Below are 21,684 nucleotides of genomic sequence, written 5' to 3' on the forward strand. Positions count from 1 at the left end.
CACATTTAAAAGCTGTCCAGTTAATTTTTGTTAAGCTTCACACAATCCCAATTTAATGAAAACAAAAGGATCTCCACCTAGAGATCCTTTTGTTTTCATTAAATTTCAATTGTAAATTATTTCATTTCATCTTTCAAAAACTGAGCGGTAAATGATTTCTTACATGCAAGCAAATCTTCGGGTGTACCCTCAAACAAGATTTCGCCACCATTCCGCCCCCCTTCAACTCCAATATCAATTACGTGATCGGCAACTTTAATTACATCCATATTGTGCTCTATCACTACAACTGTATTTCCTTTATTCACCAATCGGTTCAACACTTCAAGCAAAACTCTCACATCTTCGAAATGCAAACCCGTAGTTGGCTCATCGAGAATGTACATGGTTTGCCCGGTATCTCTTTTGGCCAGCTCTGTTGCCAGTTTCACTCTTTGCGACTCACCTCCCGAAAGGGTTGTAGATGGCTGTCCAAGAGTTATGTATCCCAATCCAACATCCTGAAGAACCTTCAGTTTCATTTGAATAGCAGGAATGTGTTCAAAAAATTCCACTGATTGATTAATGGTCATATCCAGAACATCACCAATCGATTTTCCTTTGTAACGCACCTCCAAAGTTTCCCTGTTGTAACGCTTTCCGTTGCACTCATCGCAATGCACGTAAACATCCGGAAGAAAATTCATTTCGATAGACCTAACACCAGCCCCTTGACAGGTTTCACATCGGCCGCCTTTCACATTGAATGAGAATCGTCCGGCCTTGTATCCACGAATCTGCGACTCCGGCAATTTCTCGTATAACTTTCTGATATCACCAAATAAATTGGTGTACGTAGCCGGATTGGATCTTGGTGTGCGACCTAAAGGCGATTGATTCACCTCTACAACCTTGTCGATATTCTTTATCCCGCTAATTTTTTCGTATGGCAAAGGATCTGCAACCGACCGATAAAAATGCTGAGATAAAATTGGCTGCAGCGTTCCGTTTATCAAGCTTGACTTGCCACTTCCCGAAACACCGGTAACACAAATAAATTTACCCAAAGGCAAAGTAATATTTACATTTTTCAGATTATTCCCTGTACAACCTTTCAGGCTTATTGTTTTTCCATTCCCTTCCCGTCTGCTTTCAGGAATGATGATTTTCTTATCGCCATTTAAGTAGTGAGCAGTTAAACTACCACCTTTTAGTATATCAGCAGGCGTTCCGGCAACCACAACCTCTCCTCCATGCTTTCCTGCAAATGGTCCCATATCAACCACATAATCGGCCGATAGAATCATATCCTTATCGTGCTCAACAACAATTACTGAATTCCCCGAATCACGCAATTGCTGCAGTGAATAAATCAGTCGCTGATTGTCTCTTTGATGCAAACCGATACTTGGCTCATCGAGAATATAGAGCACATTAACCAGCTGAGAACCTATTTGGGTAGCAAGTCGAATGCGCTGCGATTCTCCACCCGAAAGAGTTACAGAACTTCTGTTGAGAGACAAATACTCCAACCCAACATCAATCAGAAAGCCTAAGCGCGACCGTATTTCCTTCAATATCTCCTGTGCTATTATTTGTTGCTTTTCATTTAAGTGTTGCTCCAAATCCTGAAACCATTCACTCAACAAGCCCAGATCCATCGTTGATACATCCGAGATATTTTTATCGTGGATTTTAAAATGAAGGGATTCTTTTTTTAGACGATTGCCATTACAGGATTCGCAAACTTTTGTGATGATAAATTGCTCGGCCCATTTTTTAGCCTTTTTCGATGTTACATTACTTTCCTGATTTGAAATGTACTTAATCACTCCATCGAAACTAAGAAAGTAATTGGAAGATGCGCCCAATGGTGTATTTTCCAATTTGAATGTTTCACTGGAACCATCCAAAATAATGCTTAGCGCCTCATCGGGTATTTCTTTTATAGGCGTATCCATCACGAAATGATATTTTCGGCCAATCGCTTCGAGCTGCCAAAATATCAATGAATTTTTATATTTTCCCAAAGGAACAATTCCACCTTCACGAATACTCAAATTCGCATCCGGAATAATCTTATCCATATCGATGGCATTTACCCGCCCCAGACCTTTACACTTGGGACAAGCTCCATGCGGAGAATTGAATGAAAAACTATGCGGTGCCGGAGTATTGTATGAAATTCCAGTGGTAGGACACATCAGCAAACGACTATAAAATCTTACCTCATCAGTATCCTTATCCAGAATCATGGTAATTCCCTTTCCATGTTTCATTGCGGTTTGCACAGATTCCTTTAAACGCTTATCACCAACTTCCTCAACCACCAACTTATCAATCAGAACTTCAATGTCATGATTTTTGTATCGATCGACTTTATAGCCATGGTACAGCTCAACAATTTCGCCATCAACACGCGCATAGAGAAATCCTTTACTCCTGATCTGCTCAAACAACTCTTTATAATGACCTTTACGGCCTTTTACAATTGGAGCCAGAATAAGAATTCTTTTATCGCTGAACTTTTCATGAATTAAATTGATAATCTGCTCATCGGTATACTTCACCATTTCCTCGCCCGTTTCGTAAGAATAGGCTATACCTGCTCTTGCATAAAGAAGTCGAAGAAAGTCATATAATTCGGTAATGGTTCCGACTGTGGAACGAGGATTTTTATTGGTCGTTTTTTGCTCAATGGAAATCACCGGGCTCAAACCAGTAATTTTATCTACATCCGGACGCTCCATTCCACCCAAAAACTGTCTGGCATAGGCCGAAAAAGTTTCTATGTATCTCCTCTGACCTTCGGCATAAATTGTATCGAAAGCCAAAGAAGATTTTCCACTTCCACTTAATCCTGTAATTACCGAAAGTTGATTCCTTGGGATGCTTACATCTATATTTTTGAGGTTATGAACACGGGCACCAAAAACCTCAATGCTTTCAGTTTCCAGGCGCTCTTCCCCATTTCTATTCTTGCTGTCTTTGATACTCAATTTACAATCTCCTTTTACACCCTTTAATTTGCTACTTTACTGCAACAGAATCTGAAGGACTTTTATATTCAGAAAATGCAAAATTAATATATCCTTTGGCAGGAAGTGTAATTTCGTACTCTTTTTTAGATAAATTTGTTAGATAAGCTTTTCGAAGCCAAGGGTTAAAATGCTTTAGTATCTTATAATTAACCCCGTTTTCCTTTGCAAAGACAGCAAAATCATCAACATTTCCCGAAACTTTCACTTTACGGGTTGGGATATTTGGATACAAATCGGATGTCCTGTATCTAAATCCAAATTCATCTGTATTCTCCATTATTCGTTTAATAGCCATAATACGAAATACATATCTACCTGTTTCTTCCCCTAAAAGCAAATCAAAATAATCCCCTGCATCCTGCAGTCGCAATTGTTTATCGATAAACCTTCTGCCCGCATTGTAGGATGCTGCAACCAAACTCCAGGTTCCATACTTATCATACGACTTCTTCAGATACTTACAGGCCGCGATGGTCGATTTTTCAACATTGTATCTCTCATCCACCTCTGTTTCAACCTCCAAACCATAATCTTTAGCTGTTCCCTTCATAAATTGCCATATCCCTACAGCACCTACCGATGATTCTGCAGTAGGAACCAAACCGCTTTCTATCAATGCCAAATATTTAAAATCATCGGGTACCCCCTGCTCTTTCAGAATGGGTTCGATGATGGGAAAATAACGATTGGCTCTTTTAATGAAGAGAAGTGTTTGTGATTGCCAGTAGGTATTCACCAACAATTCTCTATCGAAAGATTCTTTCACATCCCACCTTTCCAGTGGTACATTTTCACCGGCAAAAGTCATTTTATCGGGTGTTTTTAAAGCATATACATTGTATTTACTCATGTATTCGCTTCCAATATGCTCTGTTGTTGGATCATCTATCTTCGAATAATTAAACAATTGAGCCGCCATGTAGATTCCTCCCAGAATAACGATAATAATGCAAGTATTTTTTAATGAAGTATATGTTGTCATGCCTGATTTTTTATTGGTTATCAAAAGTATAAGATTCTACTGTATTTCAATCAGAAATGTTCCGGAAAAACACCTGTTTACATCATCAAAAAACCACCATTGATCAAGAATGATTCTAAATAATTTAAATCAACTATTTATTCATTTTTTTCAGATAAAATGCAACAAATTCATTTCGAATCCGTTGTATAACAGATAAGCTATTGCATCACAACACGTAAGGCTATTACGAACCTTTTTCCAAAATCAAATAGAATGAAAAACTACCTTTTTATTCTCTCTTCCTTTTTGGCCGGCATATTCTTTGTTGCATGTGATGGTGAAACTACAATCGATTTTCCTACTGATATCATTCAGGACTCCAGAGTTTCTGACTCAACTTTTCAAATTCTTTTGGACGATGCCAAACTTCTTTGTTTAAACCTGTACTTAAATGAAGAAACCCGGGAATTAAACAATATCGAGATTGATGAATCGCATGTAGCACCAGTCATATCAGCTCTTCAAATGGTCTTTTTAGATTCTTTACTGCAATCGGCCTATGAAATCAGAGAATATCAGATTCATACTCTTTGCCCCGTTCAACTGCACGAAGGCATACTAAGCTCCGACACTATAAATACTAATATCAATTCCTGGTACCGTAATGGCTATTCAGATCACAGGCAACTGGATGATTACATCTACGAGTACAACATCAGTCTTGATTCCCTTGGAAACAATCTATACAAATATCGATCAGAAACCGGGATTAATCATTTGGCATTGGCCTCTGAACTGAAGAAAATCCCTTTCATACTTTCTGCGAAATCAACTTTATGCATAGGCGATGGATCTCAAATTGAAATTATAGATTACACTTCCGATTTCATTCACCTGATTTACAGCTATGGCTGGGGCGATTGTCCTGCGGGATGCTCTAAGAGGCATTATTGGGAAATTGGTGTGTACGGATCAGGTATTGTTGTATTACTTGCAGAATCAGGCAGTAAATTACCGTAAAAAATACTCCGACCACACTTTTACATTTATCCAAAAGAAAACAATACCCGGAACGATTTCTTTGTCATCAAAAATCTTACTCCTAAAAGTCTTTTTTTAGTTGAGCCTTTTTTCTAAATTCACTCCTCTTAAAAAAGAAAATATGCGTTACAATTTTGATGAAATTATTGATAGAAAAAATACAGACTGCTTAAAGTACGATAAACTTGATGCTTTCTTTGGAAAAAAAGATCTTCTTCCCCTATGGGTAGCCGATATGGATTTTAAAGTTCCACCCTGCATTTCAGATGCCATAATTAAAAGAGCCAATCATGAGATTTACGGCTACTCGTTTCGCAGCGATGATTGTATTGGAAGTATTCAAACATGGCTTCAAACCAGACACAACTGGTCTGTTCGTAAAAAATGGATATCAACTAGTCCGGGTGTGGTTACCGGTTTGTCGCTTTTGCTGATGAGCTTGACCAACGAAGGTGATAAAATAGCTGTTCAACCTCCGGTTTACCATCCTTTCTATCATGTTGTAAATGACACCAAACGAGAGCTGGTTTACAATCCTTTGATAAGAACAGAGACGGGTTACGAAATGGATTTTAATCAGCTGGAAGAATTGGCGAAACAGGGATTAAAAGCATTGATCCTATGTAATCCGCACAATCCTGTTGGCAGAGTGTGGACCAAAAAAGAATTGCTTCAACTTGGAGATCTTGCCAAAACTTATGATTTCTTTATTATTTCTGATGAAATTCATCAGGATTTAATTTTTGAAGGATACAAACACATTCCGCTGGCTTCGCTGTCCGAGGATTTAAACCAAAGAACAGTTACCTGTATTGCGCCTTCGAAAACTTTTAATGTTGCAGGTCTGGCAAGTTCTGTAATTATTATTGCGAATCCTGAATTTCGAAAAAAATACAAGAGAATGGTATCGGCTCTGCATTTGGATTTGGGAAATTTATTTGGACACGTTGCGATGCAGGCGGGTTACGAGGAAGGTGCCGAATGGCTGGATGAGTTAATGGTCTACTTAAAAGGCAATGTTGATTTTCTAAGAAAGTATCTGCAGGAATACATTCCCGAGATAAAACTGGTTGAACCCGGGGCAACTTATTTGCTTTGGCTGGATTACCGGTCGCTGGGAATTTCGACCAAAGACCTGCATGATTTGTTGATTAACAAAGCAGGATTGGCCGTGAACGACGGCACTAAATTTGGCCCCGAAGGAGAAGGATATCTGCGCATAAATATTGGTTGTCCCCGATCTGTAGTAGAGGAAGCTCTGAATAAAATAAAGTTGACTGTAAACCAATTAAAAAAATAATTCTTGTTTAAGGGTTACCTTTTACCAAAAAACGGAATAAAGAGGTGAGATTAAGTTACTACCACAATGTCTTACAAAATTAAACGACGATCAATTGTTGGTTTTTGCGCAAAACCTCAATCTGTTTTTTACACACAAACCCCCGATAGAATGCTATCGGGGGTTTATTTTTAAAGAATTAGTTTTTTTCCTCTCATTTTATATTAGCCATCCCAACTACTTGTTATATGACTAATTTCTAGTATTTTTGGCATCCTAAAAACACTACACTATGCACTGGAACAAAGCTTGGTTTCAATTCTTAATTTTATTACTGCTCGCCTTTATTTGGGGATCTTCTTTTATTCTGATGAAAATAGGATTGAAAAGTTTTAGCAGCGAACAGGCAGCAGGAATCCGCATGCTTTTGGCCTCGCTGGTGCTTTTGCCTTATTCAATCAAGAATTTAAAGTTTCTGAAAAAGAAGGATTTAAAAAGTCTTTTGATTGCTGGCTTTATTGGAAGTTTTATCCCGGCTTTTCTGTTTACCAAGGCACAAACTCAAATTGACAGTGCATTGGCTGGCATGTTGAATTCTCTTACTCCAATATTCACATTAGCCATTGGAATACTTCTTCACAAAACAAAATTCAAATGGCTGCAGGTTATCGGTCTGGTGATCGGACTAATTGGTGCTTTGGGTTTAATCACTTCAGGTAAGGAGTTAGCTTTGGGAAATGTGAACAGCTATGCCTTGCTAATTGTTCTCGCAACCGTATTTTACGGAATCAATATCAACGAAATTAAATCGAAATTATCTCATTTAACGGGTATTCAGATTACCTCTTTGGCTTTCTTTTTTACGGGTCCTGCGGCTTTAATATATCTGGCAACAACAGATTTCGAACCCGTGCTTCAGTCACCAAACTGGCCAATTCATTTTCTTGCATTGGCGGCTTTAGGAATAATTGGAACTGCTCTTGCCATGCTGTTAATGAATAGCTTAATCAGATACAGCTCTGCAATTTACGCCTCATCGGTAACCTACATCATTCCTATTTTTGCTATTTTCTGGGGTGTTATTGATGGCGAAACCATTACGATTCTGCATCTGACATGTATGGCATGTATTCTTTTAGGTGTTTATCTTACCAACAAAAGGAAAAAAGTACAAACCTCTACTCAAAATGCAATTTAAGTACCATTCTCACTTTTGAAGAAACAGGAATTCCTCTCGATTTGGCAGGCTCCCAGTTTTCTCCGCTACGGAGTAAGTTTTCAATTTCAGAAACCAATACAGAATCCGGTTTGTCTTTAAAAACAATTTCATCAACAGTACCCGAAGCGGTAACAATGAATGACAATTTCAGCTTATAAGCTCCATGCAAATGTTCAAATTTGGAGTAATCCAATTTTTCAATCAGTACCTTTTTAAAATTCGATATTGATGCTGAATTCGCGGGTCTTGCCTTCTCCCAGGAATTGTTTGAATTTTCCAATTGATCTCCATCCGAACCATATGCAACCACAACAACCTCATCCATTGAAACTTCATCTGATTCCAATATCACCAGTAATGTTGAATCGGCCTGAGCATTTATTTCTTTCTGCTCGTAACCAATAAATGAAGCAGTCAGTTTGTAAGTTTTATTTGTATCATTGGCATTAATCTGAAATTGACCGTCCATATTTGTGACAACACCTTCTCCTGTCTCTTTACTAAAAATCTGCACTCCTGGAATTGGCACTTCATCCTCATCTAAAACCACTCCGTTTATCATCCTATTGATATCTTTCTTTGAACTATCTGCGTGAAACGCAAGCGGTTCCTCCTGTTTTTTTTGTTTAGAGACTTCAAGTCCAGCCACTTTCCCTGACAAGGCTTTTTCTATTTCAAGTGTGCTTTCTAAATCAGCATCAGCACTTTTGGTGATTCTATTTACCGACATTTTTTTATTCGCAGCAGGTGCTTCAGAAAGAATCTCCGGTTTAGAGTAAGTGTAAATCTCCTCATCAATTTCCTCATCCTCAACTACAGCAAATTCTTGTACTTCAGAATCCCCGCTGTCCGAAAACTCAAGTTCTGAATCTTCCTTAAGTGTATCAATAATATCCGGCAATTCAGATTCCTTTGCAGGGAGTTCAGGCTGAACAACAGGAACTTCTGCTTTTTTTACTTCACTTTCCATCTGACTACCAATCATCTCATTCTGAACTGAATATTGATTTAAATACATCAGAACAGAACCTAAACCGATCAAAATTACAATGCTGGCCGCATAAGGAAACCAAATCGGAATTCTTCTTTTTCTTTCCTGTGTTCTTGCGTGTATTTTATTTTTTAATTCTGCAAAATCCTGCTCAAGCTCCTGACTGCTTATTTTCGACAAGCCATCAAAAGCTTCACTATCAAAAGCATCCTGCATCATCTTTTTCTCGAACGCATGCTTCTCCTTCTTCTCCAGTTTATTACTGAAGTAGTCTATAAAGTTTCGATATGTCAATCTACTTTTAAACCTCATGCTTCGATTCTATCTGTTCCAAACAAATTTTCAGGTTTCGCTTTCCGTTCTGAATATAGCTTTTTACCTTTTTCTCAGGAAACTCCAGTTCTTCCGAAATCTCTTTGTATCCCTTTTCCTGATAATAAAACAACACCACACATTGCCTTTGTTCCAGTTTTAAGCGTTCAATGCAATGTTTCAGATTATCTTCCAAAGAACTATTTGTCATTTCATCTATAGGATGCAAAAATTCGGCAGATTCCATATTTTGATCAGCAGAAAATTTCTCGAATCTGTTTCGATGTGATTTTTCCTTTCGAATTTCCATTAAACAGAAATTCTTTGTCACAACAAACAACCAGCTCTTAAAGTTCTGTATCTCAAATTTAGGGATTTCAACAATAAGACGTTCAAAAATTTGATTTACTGCATCTTTCGCCAATTCCCGATCGCTAAAATGTTTTAATGCTACACCATATACCAAGTGCATGTACCGCTCAAAAAGTTGTCCAAGCACATCCAGATCGCCTTGCTTCCTATACTCTTGAAGCAACTGCAGATCTTCTTTACTTTCCGGATTTTTTTTGAGTCGAAACATTAAAAATATTCACTTAATAAACAATTCATTCACTACCGCGAGTTAACAAAAAAGAAAAAAAGATGAAAACTTTTTATGGAATTTGTTTTCCGATTGCATCCTACAGGTAAATAAGCAAAAAATAAGTATTCATTAAAAAAAGATAGCCATGAGAACAAAAGCAATTCTAATAACACTTATCAGCCTGTTTCTGATAGGAAATTTATCTGCGAAAAGCATAAGCGGAACTGTAAGCGATGAATCGAATGTCCCAATGCCAGGTGTTAGTATAATAATTAAAGGAACAGGTATTGGTTCTGTTACTAATATTGAAGGAAAGTACACGATAGAAGCCAATGAAAATGACATATTAATTTTTGGATTTATTGGGATGATTGCACAGGAAATTAAGGTGAAGCAACAAAGTATCATTAATGTAATCCTAAAGGCAGAAAACATTAGCCTGGATGAAGTGGTTGTATGCGCTTATGGAATAAGTAAACAACAAGCAATTATGGGAAGTGCTGCCGGAGCGCGTGTAAAAGGCAGGAAATTCAAAAAGCGTAATCCTGTACTATTAGAAATGATGGATTGCGAAATGGAAGAAGACTTCAACACAGAAGCTTATTCTGCCATTCATGAAAATGGATACAAACAAGCAGTTAAAAATCCACTCTCTACTTTCTCAATTGATGTTGATGCTGCTTCGTACAGTAATGTTCGTCGATTTTTAACAGAAGGAACCAAACCGCCAATTGATGCCGTTCGAATTGAAGAAATGGTGAATTATTTTAATTACGACTATGCGCAACCCAATGACGAGCATCCTTTTTCTATCACAAACGAAGTGGCTGAATGTCCGTGGAACTCAGAAAATTTATTGCTGCACATTGGTTTACAAGGCAAAAAAATTGAAACCGAAAATCTACCGGCATCCAATCTGGTATTTCTTCTTGACGTTTCAGGTTCGATGGATTCTCCAAACAAATTACCATTGCTAAAAAAAGCATTTAAGCTTTTGGTCGGTCAGCTTAGGGAAGATGACAGAGTTGCAATAGTTGTCTATGCCGGAAATTCAGGCTTGGTTCTTCCTTCCACATCAGGATCAAGAAAAGAAGATATCTTAAATGCACTTAACCGCTTAAATGCAGGTGGTTCTACTGCCGGAGCATCGGGACTAAAACAAGCATACAAAGCAGCAAGTGAAAATTTTATTGAAGGAGGAAACAACCGTATTATTTTAGCTACCGATGGTGATTTTAATATTGGTCAATCGAGTAATGCTGAAATGGAGCGATTGATTGAAAAAGAACGTGAAAAAGGAATTTTCATTTCTGTTTTAGGCTTTGGCATGGGAAATTACAAAGATGATAAAATGGAAATTATTGCCGATAAAGGAAATGGCAACTATGCCTACATTGACAATCTTTTGGAAGCAAAAAAAGTATTGGTGAATGAATTTGGCGGCACTTTATTCACCATTGCCAAGGATGTAAAAATCCAGATTGAATTCAATCCTGCTGTTGTGGCAGAATACAGATTGGTAGGATACGAAAACAGAATGTTGGCTAGTGAGGATTTTGAAGATGATACAAAAGATGCCGGAGAATTGGGATCTGGTCACAGCGTAACGGCTCTTTACGAGATCAAGTTAATGAAGAACAAGAAAAAACAGGATCAGGAATTAAAATATCAGAACACAAGTTTAAACGCCAATGCATATACGGGAAATGAACTGGCCACAGTAAAATTCCGCTACAAAAAACCAGATGGTAAAAAGAGTCTGTTATTGGAAAAAATAATTTCCAATACACGAATTGACAGGCGGGAACTATCCAACAACTTCAAATTCTCAGCTTCTGTTGCCGGTTTCGGACTTCTGTTAAGAGATTCAAAATTTAAGGGAAACTGTTCTTACGGTATGCTGATTGATCTGGCTCAACAATCAAAAGGCGAAGACAAAGAAGGCTACCGAAGTGAATTTATCCAATTAATGAAACTTGCCAAGCAATTATAGAACCGAAAAGAGGCATCCCGCGTGCCTCTTTCTTTCAAATATCACTATAAAGTTTCTAATGATGGGATATTTAGTAATTTTGCATTGAATACAAAAAATACAATCACCCAATGTTTTTAAAAAAATTAGATCCACAGCTTTTAGAAGCTATTGAAGAATATGGTTTTGAAACTCCAACAGAAGTTCAAAAGAGTTGCATCTCAAAAATAAAAAGCGGTGTTGATTTATTTGTTAAAGCTCCTGATGAATCCGGGAAAACCCATACCATAATTATTGGTATTATTCAGCAACTTAAAGCTGAATTTGAGGATGTACCCAGAGCCATTGTTGTTGTTTCGGATAGAGAGAAAGCAATTCAACTGAAAGAACAGTTTCTGGCACTAAGTCACAATACCAGCCTGAGGATATTTAGTGAAGGTGATGCGGGGAATTTACACAACCTGCGTGATAAAATTTATGCCGGTTCGGATATTGTTATTGCAACAGCAAGAAAATTCAACGAATTGTACTCGTTTAGCGGAATCAATCTAAGCAATTTAAAGATAGTTGCCATTGATGATGCTGAGATGATTGTTAAAGAACAAATTGTTTCGGATATTAATCGCCTATCTGATAATCTTCCCAAATCACAACGAATTGTATTTACGAATAAAATCACCAATAAAATGGAAGATTACATGGAAAACTACATGTATTCTCCTATTGTTCTGGATTTTGAATAAAACATAAAAAATGCCTCCAATAATAATTGGAGGCATTTTATTTTAGCGCAAATATGCTTTAAACATCCAGTTTAGCTTCTCAAAATAAGAAACGTAGGCTGGCAGAATATCTAAAGTTCCTTCATCCTCATTTTCATTTGCCTGAATTAATACTTCTTTTACTTTCCCGATTAAAATATTGTGCGACTGAATAATTTGTTTCACCATATCGGTACCTGAACAATTTGAGTTGGCTTCCTGAATGGTTGAAATGGCAACGTAATCGGAAAAATTTCCCAAAGGATGACCTTCCAATGTTAATACCCGCTCTGCAATTTCATCCACTTTATCGCTGGCATCAACATACAATTCTTCAAATTTGGCGTGCAGTTCAAAAAAATCGTTTCCTCCTACATTCCAATGAAAATTGCGTAAATTCTGATAATACAATTGATAATTGGCCAACAATATTTGCAATTGCTCTACTTCTCTTTCTTTTGCATTTAATTCTACTACTTCCAGGTTACTTTTACTGTTTTTCATGTTTTCTTATTTTTAGTTTATTAATATTATTTCTAATTCTCTGATACAAATATCACATCATTCAGATTATTAAAAATCATATATCAATAAGAAAAACTTATTAATTAAATTACTGCTCCCAAATCAATATTCGGAGCCGGGTTTTCACCCTGAAAAAATAAGGATAAAACAGAAGTAGGGTAAATTGGTATCAATTACGGTTATATAGTAATTAAACTAAATAACCAAAAAGATGATTCACAACAAACTCGATAAACTATTTGGGCAAGCGGGATCGATACTTGGTTGGATGATCATGCTTGTGGGAATTTATTCATCCATCCTCCCTCTCACGCTATTATTAGTTCTAATCGGATCGTTTATGGCATTTTCCTACTCTGGAATCTACCTGGACAAGGACGATGAAAAATACAAATTCTACTACGCCTACTTTGGGCTATTTAAATCGGGCTCGTGGAGAAGTTTAAAAAATATTGACCGTGTTGCCGGAATCTCATCTATTATTCTGCGAGATTCCTATATTCCCGAACAAAAAGAAACGAATTTGAAGACAGATGATTGCTTTGTAGTTTTATTTCTGAAAAACCGCAATCGAAGAATTCCTTTTAAAAGATGTAAAGATTTATTGGAAGCCAAACTGGAAGCTCAAAAAATAGGTCAGCTATTAAATCTAAATGTTATTCATTAGCCCAACATAACTCCTTGTCACTACAAACAAGTCACAAACCAAAAAAGAACCTCAGTTTTGAGGTTCTTTTACTATAAATTTATTTTGGGCTGAGTCTAAAACATATAATCCCAAACCGGCAGTAATATCGGGGTTGTTTTAAGTGCTTCCTTCGCTTTCTCGTCCAAATAGTTTTTGTTGATTACCACACGAAACATATATTCCGAGAACCATTCATCTGTGAAAGTTAAATATCCATTATTTCCTGAGGTACTTCCCCACGAGTTTTCAAATTCCCATTTCACAGGCACTTCATTTTCATCCACATCAACGCCAATCAATGCCATTGCATGAGAAGAACCGGATTGACGAGTCAAAACTCTGGCTTTTTTATCCATATCGAATTCGACTCCCAGTAAAGAAGCATAATCGTAGGTATTCAAATCCATTACACCCGCTTTTCTGTTGTGTTGTTTTCCTACATCGCAGGATGCATACATTGCTTCATTGTTCTTGATAGAAGCCATTGCAAACTTTTTAATTTCATCATTCGGAAGATTTAAATACGTCCAATTGATTCCTTCCTCAACATTTCTGTAATTCTTAATTTCGTATACTTTATAATAGTCACGGGTCGGATCATTCATGATCATCACCAATTCAGTATTCGCAAAATCAGGATTAATTTCAGCCAAGAATTCTTTAGGAGTATACATTTTGCTTTCGCTGATTTTTCCATCAGCATCCTTAAATCTCCATGAAAAATTTACCGGAGGTTCGCCCAAACTTAAAGCCAACATGCGGTAAATTGATTTTAAAGCGGTCATTTTTGCCAATGCAATATCTTTCACCGATGCTTTTCCAGCGATCATATTTCGAAGTTTATATCCTTCTCCTCTTAATTTTTCGTTTATTAAGCTGGTAATTTCGCGGGTTTTATTACTCACCTTTGTTTCCGGCATTACTTCCGCCGGAACAACACCATATTTTTTAGCTACATTAAAAAAAGAATTCCAAACGCCGCCATCATCAACAGGACCTTTAAAATAAAGAACAACTTCCCGATCATCCATCTTACGATCAGCAGTTGCAATTATATTCTCAAGAAACAAATTTGATTTCTCGAACAAATCCCAGAAATAGTTATAGTTGTGAGAAAAATCGAATGAATTCAAATTAAATTTTTTCATTACTTCCGGACGAATTGTATTCATAGAAGTAAACATCCAACATCTGCCTGAACTTTCCTGATTCGTAATTCCCTTTACATCAACTCTGTATTTGAAAAAATGATCTGTTTTTCCAATCTTTTCATGATTGAGAGACAGCTCTCGAATACTTTCCGAATTGGTAATTGCATTTTGAATTGCTCTGCTCGAAGCATCCAATTTGAAACTTGAACGAATCTCGTTCAACATTTTAGCATCTACAGTTCCCTTATTTTGTCCTATTGACATGGTACTGAATGTCATTGCAAGAATAGGTACCAATAAAAATTTCTTCATTTTTTTGTAGTTAGTCGGTTGAAGTTTTAAATTAATTCTCACAAACTTAAAAAAACGAAACTAAAAAAACGCCTGGTTTTAACAGAAAAGCCACCCTATAAACTAAAGGATGGCTTTTTATCCAGCATTATTTTCGTATCTCTTAAATGTGAATTACCTCATCGTAAGCGGCAGCTGCGGCTTCCATGACAGCTTCCGACATGGTTGGATGCGGATGAATCGACTTAATCAATTCATGACCTGTTGTTTCCAACTTGCGGGCAGTAACCAATTCTGCAATCATTTCGGTTACGTTAGCGCCCACCATATGAGCTCCCAACAATTCACCGTACTTAGCATCAAAAACAAGTTTAACAAATCCTTCGTTGGCTCCGGCAGCACTTGCTTTTCCTGATGCTGAAAAAGGAAATTTACCAATCTTTAACTCGTATCCGGCTTCTTTCGCTGCTTTTTCGGTCAATCCCATCGATGCAACTTCAGGAACTGTATATGTACATCCGGGAATGGTTGTATAATCAATTGGTTCAACATTCATTCCGGCGATTTTCTCAACACAGCAAATTCCTTCGGCCGACGCAACGTGAGCCAAAGCAGGTCCTTTTATAATATCGCCAATTGCATAAACACCTTCCACATTGGTTCTGAAATAATCGTCGACAAGAACTCTGCCATTTTCTGCAGCCACTCCTACCTCTTCCAAACCAATATTTTCGGTATTAGGCGCAATTCCCACTGCTGAAAGCACGATTTCGCACTCATGAACTTCGATTTCGCCTTTCTTATTTTTAATATTCACTTTTAAATTGCCATCTGACCCTTCTACCGATTCAACTGTAGAATTGGTCATGACTTTAATTTTATTCTTCTTGAAACTACGTCCCATTTGCTTCGAAACCTCTTCATCTTCAACAGGAAGAATTTCCGGCAAAAATTCTACTAAAGTAACCTGAGTTCCCATAGTAGAATAGAAGTATGCAAACTCAGATCCAATTGCTCCGGAACCAACTACAATCATTGATTTAGGCAATTTCTCCAAAGTCAATGCTTTGCGGTATCCGATGATGTTTTTTCCATCCTGTGGAAGATTTGGCAATTCGCGGGAACGCGCTCCTGTTGCCAAAATAATATGCTTTGCTTCATGATTGGATTTAGTTCCATCTTCAGCCGTAACTTCAACCGTTTTGTTACCTACTAATTTTCCAAAACCATTGATCACCTCAATTTTGTTCTTTTTAAGCAGGTACTGAATTCCGCCACTCATTTTTTCAGCCACACCACGACTACGGGCAACCACCTTTTCAAAATCAGGTTTAACCTCGCCTTCTACAGTCAATCCATAATCTCCGGCGTGTTTCATATATTCAAATACTTGTGCTGATTTCAGCAAAGATTTGGTTGGAATACAACCCCAGTTCAAACAAATCCCACCCAATTCGGCGCGTTCAACAACTGCAACATTCAAACCCAATTGTGAAGCGCGAATGGCGGCTACGTAACCACCTGGACCACTTCCTACTACTATTAAATCGTAACTCATTTTATTTTGTTGTTTATATTAGTACAAATTTTGTTTTACTAATTTATATATTCTTTTTTAATACAGAAGATCTGCCCTCTTCAACTGAATTAGGCCAAATTTTTCCGCCTAACCGAAATCATTACTAATTGAACAAGTTTCGCTATCACAAACAGGATCACAAACGAAAAAATAATTGTTGCTCCTGATGGTGCATTAATTCGATAAGAAACCAGTAAGCCAATAAACGATCCCAAAAATCCAAATGCTATCGATCCGAAGATCATTTTCTTAAAATCATTCGTAAACATATTGGCTATGGTTTGCGGAATTGTTAAAAACGAAATCACCAGAATAATTCCAACCACTCTAATATTTAAAACAATGGCCAAAGCCACCAATGATATCAGTAAATAATTTAAAAACTGAACCGGAGCTTTCTGCGTTCGTGCAAACTCTTCATCGAAGGCAACAAATAAAATCGGCCGTAACAAGAAGAAAAATACAGCAATTGTGAATACACATAAACCTAAAAGCAGATATAAATCCAAGACTCCGACAGTTAAAATATTCCCAAATAAAAAACTCATTAAATTGGGTGCATAACCAGGTGTCATGTAAATAAAAAGGATACCCAAAGCCATTCCAAAAGCCCATAAAATTCCAATAACAGAATCTTGTCTCACGTCAGTTTTTTTCGAGATCCATTCAATTCCCAAAGCTGATAACACACCAAAAACCGCGGCTCCAAATACCGGATTCAATCCTAAATACCAGGCAAGGCCAATTCCTCCGAAAGAGGCATGTGTAATTCCGCCACTGATAAAAACAATTCTTCGTGCGACAATATAAGAACCGATAATTCCACAGGAAATACTCGCCAGAATTGCTGCTCCAACAGCGTTTAGAAAGAAATTATATTGAAATAACTCTATTAGTTCGTTCATATCTTACTTGTGATGCTTTAGTACTCGGTGAGGAACTTCGCCATGTGTTATTAAATCAATCGGGCAATTATAGGCCATCAACTGCTCTTGCGATATCACATTCGAATCATGGTAACATAGTGTTTCATTCACACAGGCAATTGACTTTACATGAGAACATATTGTTCCAACATCATGAGAGACAACAATAATGGCCATATGAGAATTTAAATGATGAAGAATTTCATACAACTCTCCTTCAAAATTGCTATCCACATAAGTATCCGGCTCATCCAAAATCAACAACTGCGGATCTGCAATAATTGCCCGGCACAAAAATACACGCTGCAATTGTCCGCCAGACAACTCTCCAATATTTTTATTCTTCAAATGAATAATACCCATTTGCGTCATTAATTCATCTGCACGCCTCTTGTTCTCACTATTATATCTTCCAAATATCTTTTTATGAGACATTAATCCTGAAAGAACAACCTCTTTAACAGGAATTGGAAACTTATTATCAATTTGATTGATTTGAGGCAAATAACCAATAATACATCTGTCATTACCATCCGGCAGTATTTCTCCCTCAACAGGCTTTATAGTACCCAAAATTACCTTTAACAGCGTTGTTTTACCTCCACCGTTAGGACCGATAATTCCCAAAAAATCATTTTCTTTCACCACCAAATTCACCCCTTTCAATACAATCTTTTCATCGTATCCTGCAGTCAGTGATTTTAATTCCAGAATTTTTTTCATTTCCGACAATTTCAGTCTTTAAGTATAGTAATGATTCTTTTCATTTCAGTCAGCCAATCTTCCGCCAAAGGATCAATAACAACAACATCACCATCAATCTCGGCAACAATTGCTTTGGCATTCTCAACATTAAATTGTTTCTGAACAAAAACATGTTTTATACTTAATCGCTGAGCTTCCTCTACCAAATGTTTCATATGAGTTGGAGATGGCTCTTTACCATCCATCTCTACAGATATTTGATGTAAGTGATAATCTCTTGCCAAATAGGTCAAAGCTGGATGAAAAATCATAAACGACATTCCTTTTTTATTCCTAAATGAATCTTCAGCTACCTGATCTAATTCTTCTATTTCAGAAAGAAACTGCTGATAATTTTTCTCATAAATATCCTTCTTTTCAGGAGCCATTTTAATTAGTTCCTGATACAAATTCTTGCTAAGTATTTTTACTGATTTTAGTGATGACCAAATATGAGGATCGATTCCACCTTCATGAAAATGATCTCCATGCTTCTCCTGACCTTTAATCAATTCAATGCCATTCGAAAGATCAATAAGTTTAATATTTTCAGTTCCTTCCAATAAATTATCCAGCCAAACAGTTTCGAAGGGAATATATCCAATTCTAAAATAAGCAATTGATTTGGCAACATCTTTCATTTGCATTGGCGTTGGCTCATAAGTTGCCGGACTGGCTCCCGGAGGAATCAAAACATTCACTTTAAAATCATCACCTGCAATCCGCTCAATGAAATATTTTTGAGGCAATATACTTACCGATATCAAATTTCTGTCCTTCTCGACTTTACCTGACTGACAAGACATTGTAATTCCTGCAAGCAAGACCAGAATAAATTTATTTACTAAGTTCATTTCTAAGTTTTGGGGATATTGTTTTATTTAGATCTACTTTAAATAACAAAAGTAGATGTTTTTTTGTTTCCACAAAGATTTTCCGTTTAAATTTTCATTGTATATCACACAGACACCCGAATGAATTCAGAACTTGAATTTAGTGAAAACCAACTCATTTAACAAAAAATGACCCGAAAGATAAATTTAATTATCTTCCGGGTCAAAAATGCTTTTATTTATTAAAAACCTACTGAACCAATTTCTCAATGGCTGCTTTTAATTCCTCACCTCTTAGATTTTTTGCCACAATAACTCCGTTTTGATCAACGATTACTGTAGCTGGAATTCCACTAATACCATATAATTTAGCGGCAGAAGATTCCCAACCTTTCAAATCAGATACATGATTCCAAACTAATCCATCGTCTTCAATCGCTTTTAACCATTTTTCTTTCTTATCATCTAAAGACACACCTAAAATCTCAACTCCCTTAGGATGAAGCTCTGTATACATCTTAACCACATTAGGATTTTCTCCTCTGCAAGGTCCACACCATGATGCCCAAAAGTCAATTACAACAACCTTACCTTTAAAAGAAGATAAGCTAAGTGGTTTTCCTTCTGTGGTATTCAAAGTAAAATCAGGAGCAGGTTGCCCAACAGTAACTTTTTTCAACACCTCAATCTTATCCTTAAGCAATCCTGCGTAAGATGATTTAAGAGCGTTCTCACCTAACACAGCGTAAACTTCTTCCATTTCGGCAGCTTCAAGCGGAAATGCAATTCTGTACGCAACGAATGCTGCCGCTGCAGTGTTTCCATTCAACTTTAAAAATTCCTTACTTGCAGTAAATTTATCAGCTTCTGATTTATTAAATTCTGCTTCGATAGAATCCATAGCAACCTGATTCTTTACTTCCGCTGCTTTTTGATATTCAGAGTATAAAGCTTGTTGTTTTTCCTGAAATCCTTTCTGTAACGCACCAAAATTTGTTAAAACATCTTGATTTAAAGAACCTGTAACCTTAGCTTCCCTTAAGTTTTCAACATTAGCATCAACAGTAATTGCTGTATTCTCAAGAAACAATTGAATTGCGCCTCGCTGTCCCTCCAGTTCAATGTAGTAAAGATCCGGAGATGCAACAGTTCCCTCGAAAGAAAAACCTGTTGCGGTCATTACTGTTGAATCAGTTTTCACCAATTTATTATCCTGAAGTTTAGAAAGATAAACTTTCCCCTCAGTCATACCTTCAACTTTCCCAGTTAATTTGTACTGATCTTTAGATGTACAAGAGCCTAAAAAAAGGCCAATCGCTGCAATTGCGATAAAAATTTTCTTCATGTGATTAAGTATTTTGATCTGTTTTTTTATTAGACATTAAAACTACCAAATAAAACAATAAAAAGAAAAGTTTTTCAGTAAACCAAGTGCTTTATTCTTTATTATTTACATCACTAAAATAAGCATCCAATAGTTTGTGTGCCGCAACAAAAGAGCTCATCTCATCCTTCAAAACCTTCTTCTCAAAATCAGGAATTTGCCCTTTTATTGATTCTAAATGATAAAACCTATCACGTAACTGTTCATTAATAGTTTCATACATCCAATATTTAGCCTGTTCGCTTCTTCGCTGATCAAAGTATCCATTTTGCTGCGTATGACTGCAATACTCCAAAATATTATCCCAAATCGCATCAATACCGGTTTTCTCGATAGACGAACAAGTAAGAACTTTAGGAATCCACCCCGAAGGTGATTGAGGAAATAGATGCAGGGCATTTTCGAATTGAACTCTTGCCAATTGAGCTTTGTGAATATTATTCCCATCAGCCTTATTAATGCTGATCGCATCGGCCATCTCCATAATTCCCCGCTTAATTCCCTGCAATTCATCACCGGCACCGGCAATTTTAATCAGTAAAAAGAAATCTACCATAGAATGTACAGCTGTTTCGGACTGTCCTACACCAACTGTTTCGATCAAAATTGTATCGAAACCAGCGGCTTCACAAAGAATTAAACTTTCGCGGGTTTTACGTGCAACTCCACCCAAAGATCCGGCCGAAGGTGAAGGCCGGATATAAGCTTTGGGATCAACAGCCAACTCTTCCATTCGCGTTTTATCTCCCAAAATACTCCCCTTGCTCCTTTCACTACTTGGATCAATTGCCAATACTGCCAATTTATGCCCATGTCCAGTTACATGTTTTCCAAATGCTTCAATAAAGGTACTTTTCCCCGCTCCAGGAACTCCTGTTACTCCAATCCTGACGGACTTTCCAGAATAAGGCAAACACCTTTCAATAATCTCCTGAGCTACGGACTGATGTTCATGTTTTGAACTTTCGATAAGAGTTATTGCCTGACTTAACATCCCAATATTCCCATCTAAAATTCCCTGCACATAATCCTCAACAGAATGTTTTTTACGCTTATTCATGATAAGCCTTTCTGCGATCTTTGGATTAATAGACGGTGGTTTACTTATCCCTTTGTTTACTTTGAGCGCCTTGTAATCAGGTGCATTTTCGATATGATCTCTTTTATTTTTATCTGTCATGACAAGAAATTTCCTTTCGTTTCTGTTTGCGAAGTTATAAATTTACAAAGTAATGATTTAGTAAACATCATGAAAAGTGCATATGTTTGTCAGCAACAAAAAAGGCTTTTCCTGATGGAAAAGCCTTTCATATGGTTATAATTTGTTTTTAGTTGCTATATAGTCACGAAAGCTCGGAATTACCATTCTGGAATCATCCCTCTGTGTGTCAAAACACCTTTGCATGGACGTTTCACAACTT

Annotated in this window: 18 protein-coding genes; 6 read left to right on the forward strand and 12 right to left on the reverse strand. The window is 37.0% G+C overall.

From position 1 onward, the window contains the following. Positions 1–116: 116 nt before the first annotated feature. Together uvrA and GQR60_RS12280 are read right to left on the reverse strand one after the other, a co-directional pair. A complete protein-coding gene (uvrA, locus tag GQR60_RS12275; RefSeq protein ID WP_455428444.1) occupies positions 117–2,972 on the reverse strand; it encodes an excinuclease ABC subunit UvrA in 2,856 nt (951 codons plus the stop codon). 37 nt (positions 2,973–3,009) lie between these two features. After that, a complete protein-coding gene (locus tag GQR60_RS12280; protein ID WP_124993202.1) occupies positions 3,010–4,002 on the reverse strand; it encodes a lytic transglycosylase domain-containing protein in 993 nt (330 codons plus the stop codon). Between the two features lie 255 nt (positions 4,003–4,257). Here GQR60_RS12280 and GQR60_RS12285 point away from each other — a divergent pair, with 255 nt between their 5' ends. From GQR60_RS12285 to GQR60_RS12295, 3 genes are all read left to right on the forward strand, one after another. Continuing rightward, a complete protein-coding gene (locus GQR60_RS12285; RefSeq protein WP_124993203.1) occupies positions 4,258–5,004 on the forward strand; it encodes a hypothetical protein in 747 nt (248 codons plus the stop codon). 142 nt (positions 5,005–5,146) lie between these two features. After that, positions 5,147–6,325 (forward strand): MalY/PatB family protein, encoded by a 1,179-nt coding sequence (locus GQR60_RS12290; protein ID WP_124993204.1) that lies wholly within the window; start codon positions 5,147–5,149, stop codon positions 6,323–6,325. A gap of 271 nt (positions 6,326–6,596) precedes the next feature. After that, positions 6,597–7,502, forward strand: coding sequence for a DMT family transporter (locus GQR60_RS12295; RefSeq protein ID WP_124993205.1), 906 nt, complete (start codon positions 6,597–6,599; stop codon positions 7,500–7,502). On the opposite strand, the gene GQR60_RS12300 is transcribed toward GQR60_RS12295, so the two are convergent. Together GQR60_RS12300 and GQR60_RS12305 are read right to left on the reverse strand one after the other, a co-directional pair. Further along, entirely contained in the window at positions 7,483–8,826 is a 1,344-nt protein-coding gene (locus tag GQR60_RS12300) for an energy transducer TonB (protein ID WP_124993206.1), read from the reverse strand. The genes GQR60_RS12295 and GQR60_RS12300 overlap by 20 nt on opposite strands. Further along, positions 8,816–9,406 (reverse strand): RNA polymerase sigma factor, encoded by a 591-nt coding sequence (locus GQR60_RS12305; RefSeq protein ID WP_124993207.1) that lies wholly within the window; start codon positions 9,404–9,406, stop codon positions 8,816–8,818. The genes GQR60_RS12300 and GQR60_RS12305 overlap by 11 nt, the downstream gene beginning before the upstream one ends. Before the next feature lie 148 nt (positions 9,407–9,554). Here GQR60_RS12305 and GQR60_RS12310 point away from each other — a divergent pair, with 148 nt between their 5' ends. Then, complete coding sequence (locus tag GQR60_RS12310; protein ID WP_124993208.1) at positions 9,555–11,402, forward strand: vWA domain-containing protein; 1,848 nt, start codon at positions 9,555–9,557, stop codon at positions 11,400–11,402. A 110-nt stretch (positions 11,403–11,512) separates the two neighbouring features. Then, positions 11,513–12,124, forward strand: a complete 612-nt coding sequence (locus tag GQR60_RS12315) for a DEAD/DEAH box helicase (RefSeq protein WP_124993209.1) — start codon at positions 11,513–11,515, stop codon at positions 12,122–12,124. 42 nt (positions 12,125–12,166) lie between these two features. Here the strand turns inward: GQR60_RS12315 and GQR60_RS12320 are convergent, their stop codons facing one another. Beyond that, a complete protein-coding gene (locus tag GQR60_RS12320) occupies positions 12,167–12,646 on the reverse strand; it encodes a Dps family protein (protein WP_124993210.1) in 480 nt (159 codons plus the stop codon). Between the two features lie 232 nt (positions 12,647–12,878). Here GQR60_RS12320 and GQR60_RS12325 point away from each other — a divergent pair, with 232 nt between their 5' ends. Continuing rightward, positions 12,879–13,334, forward strand: a complete 456-nt coding sequence (locus tag GQR60_RS12325) for a hypothetical protein (RefSeq protein ID WP_124993211.1) — start codon at positions 12,879–12,881, stop codon at positions 13,332–13,334. A gap of 95 nt (positions 13,335–13,429) precedes the next feature. On the opposite strand, the gene GQR60_RS12330 is transcribed toward GQR60_RS12325, so the two are convergent. The 7 genes from GQR60_RS12330 to meaB all read right to left on the reverse strand — a co-directional run bounded on the left by GQR60_RS12330 (position 13,430) and on the right by meaB (position 21,443). Then, a complete protein-coding gene (locus tag GQR60_RS12330; RefSeq protein WP_124993212.1) occupies positions 13,430–14,818 on the reverse strand; it encodes a C1 family peptidase in 1,389 nt (462 codons plus the stop codon). Between the two features lie 142 nt (positions 14,819–14,960). Next, entirely contained in the window at positions 14,961–16,355 is a 1,395-nt protein-coding gene (lpdA, locus tag GQR60_RS12335) for a dihydrolipoyl dehydrogenase (RefSeq protein WP_124993213.1), read from the reverse strand. Between the two features lie 89 nt (positions 16,356–16,444). Next, the gene (locus tag GQR60_RS12340; RefSeq protein WP_191991620.1) at positions 16,445–17,281 is read right to left on the reverse strand and encodes a metal ABC transporter permease; all 837 of its coding nucleotides are present in this window, start codon (positions 17,279–17,281) and stop codon (positions 16,445–16,447) included. Between the two features lie 3 nt (positions 17,282–17,284). Beyond that, the gene (locus GQR60_RS12345; RefSeq protein WP_124993214.1) at positions 17,285–18,025 is read right to left on the reverse strand and encodes a metal ABC transporter ATP-binding protein; all 741 of its coding nucleotides are present in this window, start codon (positions 18,023–18,025) and stop codon (positions 17,285–17,287) included. An 11-nt stretch (positions 18,026–18,036) separates the two neighbouring features. After that, complete coding sequence (locus GQR60_RS12350) at positions 18,037–18,900, reverse strand: metal ABC transporter solute-binding protein, Zn/Mn family (RefSeq protein ID WP_124993215.1); 864 nt, start codon at positions 18,898–18,900, stop codon at positions 18,037–18,039. A gap of 229 nt (positions 18,901–19,129) precedes the next feature. Then, on the reverse strand, positions 19,130–20,224 hold the full coding sequence (locus GQR60_RS12355; RefSeq protein ID WP_124993216.1) for a TlpA disulfide reductase family protein: 1,095 nt from the start codon (positions 20,222–20,224) through the stop codon (positions 19,130–19,132). Positions 20,225–20,315: 91 nt separating this feature from the next. After that, a complete protein-coding gene (gene meaB, locus GQR60_RS12360; protein WP_124993217.1) occupies positions 20,316–21,443 on the reverse strand; it encodes a methylmalonyl Co-A mutase-associated GTPase MeaB in 1,128 nt (375 codons plus the stop codon). Positions 21,444–21,684: the final 241 nt, after the last annotated feature.

This window comes from Labilibaculum euxinicum, assembly GCF_009795715.1.
Lineage (GTDB): Bacteria > Bacteroidota > Bacteroidia > Bacteroidales > Marinifilaceae > Labilibaculum > Labilibaculum euxinus.

Excerpts from the sequence above, each read along its gene's own strand:
- GQR60_RS12305 (WP_124993207.1), bottom strand. The coding sequence starts at position 9,406 with ATGTTTCGACTCAAAAAAAATCCGGAAAGTAAAGAAGATCTGCAGTTG.
- lpdA (WP_124993213.1), bottom strand. The coding sequence starts at position 16,355 with ATGAGTTACGATTTAATAGTAGTAGGAAGTGGTCCAGGTGGTTACGTA.
- GQR60_RS12315 (WP_124993209.1), top strand. The coding sequence starts at position 11,513 with ATGTTTTTAAAAAAATTAGATCCACAGCTTTTAGAAGCTATTGAAGAA.
- GQR60_RS12310 (WP_124993208.1), top strand. The coding sequence starts at position 9,555 with ATGAGAACAAAAGCAATTCTAATAACACTTATCAGCCTGTTTCTGATA.
- GQR60_RS12285 (WP_124993203.1), top strand. The coding sequence starts at position 4,258 with ATGAAAAACTACCTTTTTATTCTCTCTTCCTTTTTGGCCGGCATATTC.
- GQR60_RS12295 (WP_124993205.1), top strand. The coding sequence starts at position 6,597 with ATGCACTGGAACAAAGCTTGGTTTCAATTCTTAATTTTATTACTGCTC.
- GQR60_RS12320 (WP_124993210.1), bottom strand. The coding sequence starts at position 12,646 with ATGAAAAACAGTAAAAGTAACCTGGAAGTAGTAGAATTAAATGCAAAA.
- meaB (WP_124993217.1), bottom strand. The coding sequence starts at position 21,443 with ATGACAGATAAAAATAAAAGAGATCATATCGAAAATGCACCTGATTAC.
- GQR60_RS12340 (WP_191991620.1), bottom strand. The coding sequence starts at position 17,281 with ATGAACGAACTAATAGAGTTATTTCAATATAATTTCTTTCTAAACGCT.
- GQR60_RS12355 (WP_124993216.1), bottom strand. The coding sequence starts at position 20,224 with ATGAAGAAAATTTTTATCGCAATTGCAGCGATTGGCCTTTTTTTAGGC.
- GQR60_RS12300 (WP_124993206.1), bottom strand. The coding sequence starts at position 8,826 with ATGAGGTTTAAAAGTAGATTGACATATCGAAACTTTATAGACTACTTC.
- GQR60_RS12290 (WP_124993204.1), top strand. The coding sequence starts at position 5,147 with ATGCGTTACAATTTTGATGAAATTATTGATAGAAAAAATACAGACTGC.
- GQR60_RS12345 (WP_124993214.1), bottom strand. The coding sequence starts at position 18,025 with ATGAAAAAAATTCTGGAATTAAAATCACTGACTGCAGGATACGATGAA.
- GQR60_RS12330 (WP_124993212.1), bottom strand. The coding sequence starts at position 14,818 with ATGAAGAAATTTTTATTGGTACCTATTCTTGCAATGACATTCAGTACC.
- GQR60_RS12325 (WP_124993211.1), top strand. The coding sequence starts at position 12,879 with ATGATTCACAACAAACTCGATAAACTATTTGGGCAAGCGGGATCGATA.
- GQR60_RS12350 (WP_124993215.1), bottom strand. The coding sequence starts at position 18,900 with ATGAACTTAGTAAATAAATTTATTCTGGTCTTGCTTGCAGGAATTACA.
- GQR60_RS12280 (WP_124993202.1), bottom strand. The coding sequence starts at position 4,002 with ATGACAACATATACTTCATTAAAAAATACTTGCATTATTATCGTTATT.